At 30.2% G+C, this 13,108-nt stretch carries 11 protein-coding genes; all 11 read right to left on the bottom strand.

Annotation, left to right across the window (positions count from 1 at the left end; translation table 11 throughout):
* Positions 1-5 precede the first annotated feature (5 nt).
* A complete protein-coding gene (gene glmU, locus DWZ53_RS05115) occupies positions 6-1,388 on the bottom strand; it encodes a bifunctional UDP-N-acetylglucosamine diphosphorylase/glucosamine-1-phosphate N-acetyltransferase GlmU (RefSeq protein WP_118432623.1) in 1,383 nt (460 codons plus the stop codon).
* Between the two features lie 83 nt (positions 1,389-1,471).
* Positions 1,472-2,317 carry a 4-(cytidine 5'-diphospho)-2-C-methyl-D-erythritol kinase gene (ispE, locus tag DWZ53_RS05110; protein WP_118432622.1) on the bottom strand — a complete coding sequence of 282 codons (846 nt, stop codon included), beginning with the start codon at positions 2,315-2,317 and terminating at the stop codon, positions 1,472-1,474.
* Between the two features lie 5 nt (positions 2,318-2,322).
* Complete coding sequence (locus DWZ53_RS05105) at positions 2,323-3,060, bottom strand: sporulation peptidase YabG (protein WP_118432621.1); 738 nt, start codon at positions 3,058-3,060, stop codon at positions 2,323-2,325.
* A 10-nt stretch (positions 3,061-3,070) separates the two neighbouring features.
* On the bottom strand, positions 3,071-3,889 hold the full coding sequence (gene rsmA, locus DWZ53_RS05100; RefSeq protein ID WP_118432620.1) for a 16S rRNA (adenine(1518)-N(6)/adenine(1519)-N(6))-dimethyltransferase RsmA: 819 nt from the start codon (positions 3,887-3,889) through the stop codon (positions 3,071-3,073).
* Positions 3,886-4,416, bottom strand: coding sequence for a ribonuclease M5 (rnmV, locus tag DWZ53_RS05095; protein ID WP_118432619.1), 531 nt, complete (start codon positions 4,414-4,416; stop codon positions 3,886-3,888). The genes rsmA and rnmV overlap by 4 nt, the downstream gene beginning before the upstream one ends.
* A 220-nt stretch (positions 4,417-4,636) precedes the next feature.
* Entirely contained in the window at positions 4,637-6,364 is a 1,728-nt protein-coding gene (locus DWZ53_RS05090; RefSeq protein ID WP_158568183.1) for a fructose-bisphosphatase class III, read from the bottom strand.
* A gap of 132 nt (positions 6,365-6,496) precedes the next feature.
* The gene (locus DWZ53_RS05085) at positions 6,497-7,747 is read right to left on the bottom strand and encodes a zinc-binding dehydrogenase (RefSeq protein ID WP_118432617.1); all 1,251 of its coding nucleotides are present in this window, start codon (positions 7,745-7,747) and stop codon (positions 6,497-6,499) included.
* A 16-nt stretch (positions 7,748-7,763) separates the two neighbouring features.
* Entirely contained in the window at positions 7,764-8,693 is a 930-nt protein-coding gene (pfkB, locus tag DWZ53_RS05080; RefSeq protein WP_118432616.1) for a 1-phosphofructokinase, read from the bottom strand.
* 4 nt (positions 8,694-8,697) lie between these two features.
* Positions 8,698-9,135 (bottom strand): PTS sugar transporter subunit IIA, encoded by a 438-nt coding sequence (locus DWZ53_RS11100; RefSeq protein ID WP_158568181.1) that lies wholly within the window; start codon positions 9,133-9,135, stop codon positions 8,698-8,700.
* A 253-nt stretch (positions 9,136-9,388) separates the two neighbouring features.
* On the bottom strand, positions 9,389-11,428 hold the full coding sequence (locus tag DWZ53_RS05070; protein ID WP_118432614.1) for a BglG family transcription antiterminator: 2,040 nt from the start codon (positions 11,426-11,428) through the stop codon (positions 9,389-9,391).
* A 12-nt stretch (positions 11,429-11,440) separates the two neighbouring features.
* Positions 11,441-12,796 carry a PTS mannitol transporter subunit IICB gene (locus DWZ53_RS05065; protein ID WP_118432613.1) on the bottom strand — a complete coding sequence of 452 codons (1,356 nt, stop codon included), beginning with the start codon at positions 12,794-12,796 and terminating at the stop codon, positions 11,441-11,443.
* Positions 12,797-13,108: the final 312 nt, after the last annotated feature.

The raw sequence follows: 13,108 nt of genomic DNA, 5'->3' as shown, positions 1-13,108 counted from the left end.
CTATTTTATTTTTTATTTATTTGATTTCTTTTTTCTTCTAATACTTTACTATATCCTTCTTTATTCACTTGTCTACTTCTTGCGATAGCAAAAGCATCTTCATGAACTTCATCAGTAATTGTTGATCCTGCAGCAATAAAAGCATTTTTACCAACAGTAACTGGTGCAACTAAATTGGAATTACATCCGACAAAGACATTGTCTTCAATCACTGTTTGGAATTTATTTTTTCCATCATAGTTACTTGTAATTGTTCCACATCCAATATTAACATCACTACCTACAGTAGCATCGCCAATGTAACTTAAATGAGCTGCTTTACTTCCTTTACCAAAAGTGGCTTTTTTCATTTCTACAAAGTTACCCATATGAACATTTTCTAAGATATGACAATGATTTCTAAGTCTTGCATATGGTCCAATATCAACACCATTTTCAATAATTGAATCAGCGATAACTGAGAATTTAATTTCTACATGATCTTTGATTTCTACATTATCAAATTCACAATATGGTCCAATATGACAATGACTACCAATTGTTGTTTTTCCTTTAATGATACATCCTGGTTCGATTGTTGTATCAGGTCCGATTTCAACATCAACACCAATATAAGTATTATTAATATCAATGATGTTAACACCATTTAGTAAATGTTTTTTATTGACTTTAAGTTGTAATTGTTTTGTTGCTTCAGCAAGTTCTACGCGGTCATTAATACCACCTACTTCAGCTAAATCAGCAATTTTATAACCACCTACATTTAAATGATCATCATTCATAATTTTTAATACATCTGTAATATAATATTCATTTTGGGCATTATCATTGGTTACTTTTTCTAATGCTTTGAATAATGCTTGGTTGTCAAAACAATATTCACCAACATTCATTTCTTTAATTTGAATTTGTTCTGGTGAACAATCTTTGTATTCAACAATTCCTGTTACTTGATCGTTTTCTTTAATAATACGACCAAATTTCTTATCAAGATCACAATCACATGTCATTACTGTACCTTGTAAATGATGATCATTGTGATATTGAATTAACCCCTTTAATGTTTCTTTAGTAATAAGTGGTGCATCTCCATTTAAAACAATAGTTGTACCCTCTTTATCACCTAAAACACTCCTTGCTTGCATTAAAGCATGACCAGTTCCTAACTGTTCTTTTTGTAAAACAAACTCAACGCCATCAACTAATTTTTCAACTTCTTGCGCTTTATGTCCTACAATAACGTAGATACCATCTACGCCTAAACCTTTTAATTCATCAACAATATGACAAATCATGGGTTTATATAAAACTTCATGAACAACTTTAGGCTTGTCGGATTTCATTCTTGTTCCTTTTCCGGCTGCCATAACGACTGCATATGTTTTCATTGCGTCACCTCTCTACGGTCAACATTCTAACAAAATATTTACATAAATTAAAGATAAAACATGACAAAAAGCCTCACTTTTTGTCATTTATTTAGAATATCTGTCTTTCTAACAAAATAGTATTTTCCTTTAAAGTATTCATAACCTGCTTCTAATACTTTTTCATCTTGAGTAAGTCCAAATACACAAGAACCACTACCAGACATTAAAGACCCATCAAAACCTAATTCAATCATTTCTGCTTTTATTTTTTTAATATCAGGAATCATTTTAATTGATGGTCCTTCTAGGGTATTTTGTAAGTTATCAATTACTCCTTGATAATCTTTATTTTCTATCGCTTGTTTCATTGTACGACAATCTTGATGAACAACTTGACTTAAATCTAATTGATTAAATGCTTTTTTAGTAGAAACACCTTTTTTTGGTTTAACTAATAATAAATGTGCATTAAATGGAGTTTGAATAAATTGCAATTTTTCACCTACTCCTTCTACAAAAGCTGTTTGTTCATAAATACAAAAAGGAATATCAGCCCCTACTTCTTTACCTAGAGCAGCCATTTCTTCCATTGATAAATTTAATTTAAACAAATGATTCATAGCTTTAATAATTGCTGCTCCATCAGCACTACCTCCCGCTAATCCTGCTTGAGTAGGAATATGTTTGTAAACAAAAATTTTAATTCCTTTTTTCAAATGATATCTTTCTTGCATGAGTTTAGCGACTTTATACATAATGTTTCTTTGATCTGTGGGCATGACTTTACTATTAGATTTAATTTCTATCCCTTCTTTAATGACATCTACATAAATTAAATCATGTAAAGTAATTGGTGCCATAATCATTTCTAAATCATGATAACCATCTTCTCTTTTTCGTACAACATCTAAAGCTAGATTCACTTTTGCATATGCTTTTACTTTCATAACTGTTACCTCGGATATAAATTTCTCGCCACGCCTCTAGTATCAATACCACCTATACCAAGTTGTTTATGCGAGGTTTTATCTATAATTTTTTCTAAATCTACATATTCCTTTACACTTGCATTTGCGATTTGGCAAATGACTACCACCGGATCTAATGCATGAATATTTTTTCTAGCGGGTGAAGAAGCAAAGTTCGCTCCAGCCGCTAATAATAGTTCATAGTATGATTGACATGCTCCAGCGAAAATAATTAAAGCATCTTTATCATCTTCATATTCTCTTGCTTTCATGATGGCTTGAACATAATCTTGACTATGAAGATAATTATGACTTTCTTTTTGATTACTATCTTTTTTCAAAGCATCATGACCTGTAATCACTAATAAATCTGGTTTATGTTTTTCTAATAAAGGAATGATATGATCTTTTATTTCCTCTTCCTTATAATAATAACCTATCACGCGTATTCCATACTCATGATATTTATTTAAACACATTTTTAAATAGTAAGGATCGCCATCAATGTGTAATACTGATCCTTTTAAACAACGAGGATTATCTAATTGAATATCTTCATGAGGTTCGTTACTCTCTTTTATTTCCAAATCACTTTCATCACTGTCAGCAACTAACCGATATTCAATACCTCTTAAATAATAAATATCATCTTTAATATCTACTATTTCAAAACAGATGTCTTTGCCATATTTTTTACGGCAAACATGATCACCAATTTTCATATCATCACCATTATATTTTATGTTCTTTTATATAATCTGTGATTTTTATAAAATCTTCGATCTCTAATTGTTCACTTCTTGTTTTTTCATTAATTCCACACGCTTCTAATATTTCTTGAGCTTGTGAATATTGCTGTTTTAGATTGTTATAGATTGTTTTTCTTCTTTGTTTAAAACTGACATCTAATACTTCTTTTAATTGAGGATGATAATGACGATTAAGTGATATTTTCATAATGGCACTATCTACATGAGGTCGAGGTATAAAAACATTTTTTGATACAGTAAACATGTATTCTATCATACCACGATAATGAATCATCATGGTAAGGGGGCTTTTATAATCACCACAATACTTTTTAGCGACTTCTTTTTGTACCATCACAATCATTTCATCAATAGCTACTTGACTATAAACAATTTTTTCAATAATTTGAGTTGTAATATAATAGGGTAAATTAGCTACTAAGATGACTCTTGGATATTTCTCTTTTATCTTTTCAATTTTATCTAATGAACTACTTAAAAAGTCTTCAAAAATAATATCCACTTTTTCTTGATCAATAAAGTCATGATAGACCGGTTTAAATCTTTCATCAATTTCATAACTATAAACATGACCAGCATATTGAGATAAAATTTGAGTTAAAGCCCCAATTCCGGGACCTACTTCAATCACGGCAGTATTTTGGTCAACATTTCCACAGGCTACAATTTTTTCAACGACATTGACATCAATTAAAAAGTTCTGTCCATATTTTTTTAAAGCCTGTAAATGATAGTGGTCTAATATATATTGAGTTGTTGAAATACTTGCTATGGGTTTCATTGTGTCTCCTTTTTTAACGCATGTTGTATATCTTGTTTTGTGATACCGACCATGTTTAATCTTTTAAATAATGTTTTAGCATTTCCATATCCTAAATGAAATAATTGATAAACTTGTTTTCTTCTTTGACTATCACCAATAATATCTAAAGATAAGAATTCTTTCCAAGTAATAGATTCTTGTTGTTGGTGAAAAGTGACCACATTTTCTAATGCTTCGACAATCGCTTCTTTTCTCGCTTCTGCAATACCTAATTTCTTTTTACCACGGGCATCCTTTTTTTCGACAAATGCATGTTTACAATCAGGTACAACTTCACTTACTTGGTTTCTTATTTTCATACCTGGAAAATCAGGATCAGTTAAAACAATCACACCCCTGCTTTTTCCTGCTTCTTTAATGAGTTCTAAAGTTTGATCACTTAAAGCTAAACCATGGGTTTCAATAGTATCTACATCAAAAAGTTGTTTTAATGTAGCTGTATCCGTTTTTCCTTCGACAACAACAATTTCTTGTATTTTTTTCATTTTATCACCTACAATTTGTCTTAATCATAACATACATTTAAAGTAAAAAAAATAATCTAACTTTCGTTAGATTATTAATCTTCCATCGCATATTTGAAATATTGTAGTCCCATATAAACTACGCTTACTCCCACCAACATTAATATAATACCCAAACACATAAACAACACCCCTTCGTTAATTTAATTATATGATATTAAAATAAGAAATGCAAGGTATCTTATATTTCATTTTGACGCTTTAATTCGAGTAATTTTTTTAAATCATTCATCTGTTCTATGATTTCTAATCCACGCTTTTTATCCTTGATATATTCTTGATTTTTAGCTGTATAGATAATCATTGAATCATATTCTACATCATGACGATAAGACCCTACATGTACATGATGTGTTTTTAAACGCATTCCATGAGAATTGCTTATTAATGTATATCCGGCTACTCCCGTTTTCTTTTGATTTTGTTTACAAAATCCACCATCAATCATAATTAATCTTCCATTTCCTTTTAAAGGACTTTCACCATCTTTTACCCTGATTGGTGTATGTCCATTAATAATATGACAATCTGACCCGTATAATCCAAATTCTCTTAATAATGTAAGACATATTTTTTCATCTTCAATATAGTGATAATAACTATTTTTTAATTCTATTCCTGGTTGATCTAGGATAATCTTTCTGCCACATAATGGAGAATACTGACCACACCATAAATACCAAAAATAATCTGGTTGTTGTTTCTTTTGATAGCATTCATTAATATAGTGATCAACATAATCAAAATAAGCTTTACCTTTTAATATTTGATCAAAGTGATGATACTGATAAAGCTGTCCATTTTCATCTAAAGGAATACAACCATGTAATAATAAATTATGATTTGTTTTTAAATAAAGCGAACCTTTTTGAAAGATAAAGTCCATATGCTTTTTTAAAGGCATACTACGAGTAAAACTATGTTTTAATTCTTTAATAATGGCTATTTGTGATGGTGATAGATGAGCTGGATTTTGGTTTTGAATACGATATTCCATATGCCAATGAGGATATTGCTTAATGAGTTTTAATTCACATTGCTTGATTAATTCTAAACAATATAGCTCCATAGCTTTATTCGTTTCTTTTTGAGGATAACACTTCGTTGCTTCTAACATTAAATTTCTTAAGGGAATACCATAGTATCTCTCTAACAAAGCTAAATTTTGATAATGAACACAATTTTTGACCACAGTTACAATACAAGCCTCTTGACCAAGATACGCTCCCATCCATAAGATATCATGATTACCCCATTGAATGTCTACTCTTTTATACTCTATTAAATCATTAATGATTTTATGAGGATTTTTCCCACGATCATAAAGATCACCTAAAATATGTAATTTATCGACGGCAAAGTGTTTAATTAATTTAATGATTGTTTTTATAAAATCATCTTGTTGGTGAAGTTCAATAATCATATTAATAATCTTTAAATGATAAATATATTTTTGATCCATTTCATCTAATTGAGCATGAATTAATTCATCAATAATATCGGCATAATCTTGTTGAAGATAATTTCTAATTGTTGTTCTTGTATATTTTGAAGTAATATAACGTGCTAGTCGAATTAGTCTTAATAAACATTGACAGTACCATTCATTCGTTTCCTTTTTAGGTAAATATAGATCTGGATAATAGATTAATTGACAAAAATCATTAATCTCTTGATTACTCATTTCTTTTTGAAAAAGAAAAATGACTTTTTCTTTAATGACTCCTGAACAATTATTCATTAAATGTTTAAAAGCATCATATTCACCATGTAAGTCAGAGATATAATGTTCTGTTCCCTTAGGAAGATTTAAGATTGATTCTAGTTTAATTATTTCTTGAATAATAATAGAATCTGTAGGATATTCTTTATTTAAAAGTGCCATATATTTATCTTCCATTGTTTTCATATAACTTAAAACCATCTCCTTTATATTATGCTTTTTATCATGTCTTCTTTTATCATATCACCTGTAAATATAAATCTTGATTTTCATTTAAATTTAAACTTTTGTTTATGAAAAAAGGACTGATGAGTCCTTTTATTGTTTGGCATTTAATAAGATTTTTTCTGCTTCACTATTCCATAAACCATTTGTTTTACTTACAGCATCAGCAAGTTGTTTGAATAAAGGATCAGTTTTTCCTAATTCTTCAAAATCAGCAATTGCTGTTAAAGGCATATTAATATGAGTATAAATTAATTTTTTACCTCCAGGAATAGTTGGTAAGTTCTTTGTTGTTTCAACTACAGCATCTAAACCACCAATATGAGTAATCATAACAGCAGTTTGAATTAAACCTTGAGCATCTTTATCAATTGCTTCTTTCATATCATCAATTGTTCCACCGGTACTTCCTAAAATACGATGTCTTGAATAATGACAATTATATAAATTCATTGGTGCAGCAAACTTAGCATCTGTAGGTCCAGCAAATAAGTTGATGTTTCCATCATATGCAAGTAATTGATCTCCCATTTCACATACTGCTGGAATAGGTACATAAACATAAACATCATCATATCCTTTACCACCTGTTATAGCCATCAATTCTTTAACTGGATCATCCATTTTTGCTGTATTGACATAATGTAATTCTACACCATGACTCGCTGCATATTCTTCCGAAATAACTGAACGAGCACGAGCAATTTTAGCGTCATCAATATCTGTAACAACAACACGTTTAGGTTTATTTTCATAAGTTAATGAATAGCTTACAGCACCTAATCCCATTGGTCCACAACCACCTAAAATAATGATATCACCATCTTTTTTAGTACCCATAACATGATCATAACATCCTGGTACAGTATGATAATGACTGTGGAATCCAGAAATAACACAACACATAGGTTCTGCTACAGAAGCAGCAAAGTAGCTATCTCCTTCAAATGTCCATAAACAACCAGCTTCAATAATATCATTAGGGAAAATACAATATTCTGTATCTCCTCCACACCATCTATAAGAATAACCTGGTGATTCCATTTGTCCTGGAATGGCAGGTTGTTGGGCGAATTTTTGTCCTGGTTTAAATTTATCTTGCCATTTTTTTCCTACTTTTACGATATCTCCAGCAAATTCATGACCAATAATAATTGGATTATCATAAACATCATTAGGAACACGTTTATGTTTTGCTCCTTGTTTTACAGTTTTATATGTTGACATACAAATACTGTCAGATACGACTTTTACTAAGATTTCATCATCTTTAATTTCTGGTAATTCAAATTCTTCTAATCTAATATCATCAACGTCATATAAACGTACTGCTCTTGTTTTCATTATGTTTGTCTCCTTATTATTTAAACTCTATAGATACTTCATTGACTAATTTTTCAATAACTGAAATATGTGGGGCTTTTGTTCCCTTTGTCATCACAGCTCCTGCTGATGTAGCTACTGCCCATTTAATTAAACGAACTAATTCAAAATCGTGATCAATTCCATAAGCTAATGCACCAACCATGGAATCTCCTGCACCTACTGAAGAATGTGGTGTAATTTTTAAACCTTTTACACGTGCTACTTCATTATGAGTAATGAAGATAGCACCATCAGCTCCAAGTGAAATCACAACCATTTCAATACCTTTGTATAATAGTTTTTTAGCATGGTCGATTAATTCAACATCATTGACATCTTCACTTAATTCAAAGTATTTACATAATTCATATTTATTAGGTTTTATTAAATGTGGTCCTGCTTCAATACCTGCGGTAAATAAATCACCATCAGCATCTAAAATGACTTTAGCTCCTTTATCTTTTAATAACTGTGTTAATTCTTTATAAATATCTTGAGGTACACCTTTAGGAACACTTCCAGACAAGACAACAATATCTCCCGGTAAAGTCATTTCTAATAATTGTTTTTTCATCGCTAATAAATCATCAGATTTAATTTCTGTTCCGATTTCATTTAGCTCTGTCAAGTTCATATCTTCGTCTAAAACTTTTAGATTCATTCTTGTATTTCCTTCAACATGTTTGAAGTCATACTTTAATCCTAATTCATCTAATTTCTTTTCAATCCAAACACCATTATCACCAGCAACAAATCCAGTACAGATTGATTCTCCTTTTAATTCTTTGATGGCTTTAGAAACATTAATTCCTTTACCACCAACATCCAACATCACATTGTCTAAACGGTTTAATCCATTACAAACCATTTTTGTGACTTGTGCAGTTTTATCAATTGCTGGATTTAAAGTTACTGTAATAATCATTTTATTATTCCTTTGTTAGAACATCATAGATATAATTAATATCTTTTGATTCTACAATTTGATTTACTGTATCCATATCACATAATTTTAAAGCTATATTGGATAGAATTTCCATATGGGCATCACCATTAGCAGCAATACCAATAACGATTCTTGCTTTATTGCCATTCCATTCCACACCATCAGGATAAATCATCACAGCCATACCTGTTGTTTTTACATAATCTTTTACATCGTATTCTCCATGAGGAATAGCTAAATCATTACCTATATAAGTTGTTAAATCATGATCTCTTTTTAACATTCCCTCAATATAAGGTTCTTCTACGTATCCTTTTTCTACTAATAGTTTTCCTACTGCCGTAATGGCTTCATCACTTGTACATGATGAGCAGTCAAGAATAATTGATTCTTTTGCTAGAATCTGATTTGTATCTACCATTTCCATAATCTCCTTTGATATAAATTGAAGTCTTTTTTCATCAAGAAAATTATCTATTTCATATATCTTTAAAAATCTATACTTTCTATCTATTTGTTGAAGTAAGCTTTTTTGACATATAACAATATTACAATTTAAAGGGATATGATACACTGAGCAATTGGAAACAAATATCTCACGGTTAACAAATTTTTTTAATAGGGTTGCTCCTAGGGCACTTGATCCCATTCCTGCATCGCAGGCAAAGTAAACATTAATATGTGCCAATTTTTTCTTCCTCCTTTATATAATCTAACATCCAGTTTTGAAGTAATGTGTTAAACATTTCTTTTATTTGATTTTCATTATGATCGTGTAATTGTTTTATAAATTCTGCATTTTCTAATAGTTGGGCTGATATATATGACATTAATCTTTTTTGATATTCTTTACCATTTTCAGGGATAAGCATAAGGAGTGCTATTTCAATATCATGAAGTTCTTCATTTATGAAATAGTGTTGGTCAGGTTGAATAATATGGACGATACAATCATTAACAAGAGAAGTTGTTGTATGTAATAAAGCAAAATGAAATGAATGATAAATATTACTTCCTTTTTCTTCTCTTTTTAAGATTTGTTGAATGAGTATAGGGTTTTGAGTAACTTGCTTACATCCTGAAAGAATAAGATCATATTTGTTTGTATTAGCATTTAAAATGATCAGTTTCATTTGTTGAATTATATTTTTGATTGTTTCAGCAATTTCTAATAAGTCATATTTTTCTTTTTTTGTTTGTTTTACTTGCTTATGTTTTCTTTTTTCTTCTATGGCTTTTAAAATAGAAACGACATCATTTTGATTAAGCAAAGGCGTCACGTATAATGTATTTTCAATATCAAATGTAGAAATTAATAATTCGCATTGACTTGTTTCAATATCAGTGATTGATAATGGAACAAGATGCACATTGTAATCAACGATTCTTTTTATTCTTGCAATCAATAAAGATGATAAACCAATACCACTACTACAAATAACACCCACTTGTATAGGTCTTAAATGTGTAGTTTTATATCTTTCAATACCGGCTGCAAAGTGTAAGGCTAAATAACCGATTTCATCATCATTCATAGCATGATGATATGTACTTTCAATAACACGACTGGCTTGTTTAGTAATGTTAAATATTTCAGTAAAGTTTTCTTTGATTTCTTTTAACATTGGATTATATATAGGTAAACCGTATTCTAAACGAATAAGGGCTGGTTTTAAATGAGCAGTTAAACTTTGATATAATTCATAATCTGATAGTAAGTTATAGCCTGCTTCATTAAAAACCATCAGCATTTTATAAATGATATCACTATATTCTTCTGTTGAAGATTCTTGATCAATAACAGCAGGTTTCGCTGTTTGTAGATGAATAGCAATAAATGCACATTCCGTCTTTTCAAAAGTAATATCAAATGCTTGAGATAGATAAGTCATTAATTTTTTAGCTTTTGCATAAGCATTTTCATCATTGATAAGATTATAGATTTCTTGATTATCACTCATTGGCCTATTTTCTTGAATTCTATTGACTGCAATCATGAGATGTATAAGTAATCCCATATATGAGCTTTTAGCGATAGTATCAAGTTCTAATTCTTCATGATGTGCTTTAAAGACTTCGAGTATTTTTGTTAGTATTTGAGTGTCGATAAGTTTTTTAAGTCCTGGATTATTCTGGCTTGAAAGAATATTATTTGTTACATCTTCGATATCATAGCGATCAAAGTCAATATCAACAATTTGCCTTTGTACTGTTTTATTAATAATAACTGAAATAGCTTGACGAATATGCGTTTCATCACCAGTGACACCAACTCCATATCCAGGTCTTCTAATTAGCTGTATGTGGTATGTTTTAAAGAATGTTTCAAGATCATCTAAATCATGTGATATAGTCGCCTCTGATACTTGAAATTTGTTACTGTAATAAAATAGTTTTTGGATTTCTTTATTTCTTAATAGTTCTAAAGATAAGAGTTCTTGTCTTTCTTCTTTATCCATGTAATCAATTTTTGATCCTTGGATATCCATCATTAAATTTTGTTTATCAGCATCCTCACCAATAAGACGAATACCTTTTCCTTTTAAGGAATGAATTTGTAAATGATTTTTTTGTAAAGAGTCCTTGATTTGATTTAATTCTCTCATTATTGTTCTTGAGCTGATTTGTAATTCTTTTGATATTTCTTGATAAGTGACGTACTCATCCCTGCATAAATAAAACATGATAATTTTTGCTTGTCGAGATGAATACATATTCTTATCCTCCTATTTTAACTTTTCTACAATTTCATCATATTCACTACCACCCATAAAATTAGTAATAGGGAATACAACAACATTTGGAAGTAAATTGTTAACTCGTTCAACTAATGATTGATGAGTTACAACGACTTCTGTATCTTGAGGAATATCGTTGATAGCATAATGTGGTACATCAACATCAATTCCGGCTGCTTTTAATTTTTTTGTTAAGATTGTTGCACCCATAGCACTTGATCCCATTCCGGCATCACAGGCGAAAACAATTTTTCTTAATTGATTATAAGCAACTTTTTCTTCAGGTTTATTTTTCATACTTTCCATTCTTTCTTTTGCTTCTTCTAAATCTTCATCTTCACTTTTGGAAATCTTTAAGATAAATGATCCAACAAAGAAAGATACGGCTGTAGCGGCAACGACACTGATAATCACACCTAAATAACTATCAGATGAACACATTCCTAATATAGCAATGATGCTTCCTGGAGATGCTGCCGAAACAAGTCCTGAATTAAAAATTGTATTAATTAAGATTCCTGTTGCTCCACCGGCTATCGCAGCAATTAACAATAATGGATTCATTAAAATATATGGAAAATAGATTTCGTGAATTCCACCGAAGAAATGAATAATAGCTGCTCCTGGAGCGGATGCTTTAGATGATCCTTTACCAAAGAAACAATAAGCTAATAAGATTCCTAAACCAGGTCCCGGATTAGATTCTATTAAATAGAAAATTGATTTTCCAGTTGCGGCTGCTTCTTGAATTCCAATTGGTGAAAAGATTCCATGATTAATTGCATTATTTAAGAATAATACTTTAGCTGGTTCAACAATAATTGATAACAGTGGTAATAAACCATGTTTTACAAAGAAGTGAACCCCTGAGTATAAAACATCATTCAATGCAATACATGCTGGGTTAATTGCTAGACAACCAATTATTGCTAGAATGAATCCTAAGATTCCTGCTGAAAAGTTATTGACTAACATTTCAAAGCCTTGAGGTGTATGGTCTTTTAAAACACCATCTACTTTTTTCATTAAATAGGCTCCTAATGGTCCTGCAATCATGGCTCCAATAAACATAGGAATAGGTGCTCCTACTAAGACTCCTATTGCCATAATCGCTCCAACGATTCCACCTCTTTGACCATAGACATTATGACCTCCTGTATAGGCAATAAGAATTGGTAAGAGGAACTTATTCATTGGTTCTACTAATGCTGCCAGTGTTTTATTAGGAAACCATCCATTAGCAATAAAGAACGAGGCAATTAAACCCCAAGCAATGAAAACAGCAATATTTGGCATCACCATCGCACTTAATGTACGACCAAATTTTTGTACTTTTTCTTTCATTTTCCTTTGTCCTTTCTGTAGTTGTTCTCTTTACAATTCTTACTATACAAGCCCTTACATACAGTTACAATTTATTGAATTTGAAGTTTGTCACTTGGACAAATGGACAAAATTTAAGAGTCTTGGTATACCTTATGTTTAAAAGAATCTTCGTTAATTTTTTCATTATAAAATATTGTATATTATTTATTGACTTATGTCTATATTCATATTTCCAAGGAAATAAATGAGCAAAAAAAAGAGAAATAGTTTTGACTATTTCTCGCAGACTGTTGACAAATTGACTATCGACAGTCTTTTTAAAATTTGTTA

Source organism: Coprobacillus sp. AF33-1AC (assembly GCF_003475785.1).
Taxonomy (GTDB): Bacteria; Bacillota_I; Bacilli_A; order Erysipelotrichales; family Coprobacillaceae; genus Faecalibacillus.
The sequence above is the reverse complement of the archived record's forward strand: the minus strand, read 5'-3'. Positions and strand labels throughout refer to the sequence as shown.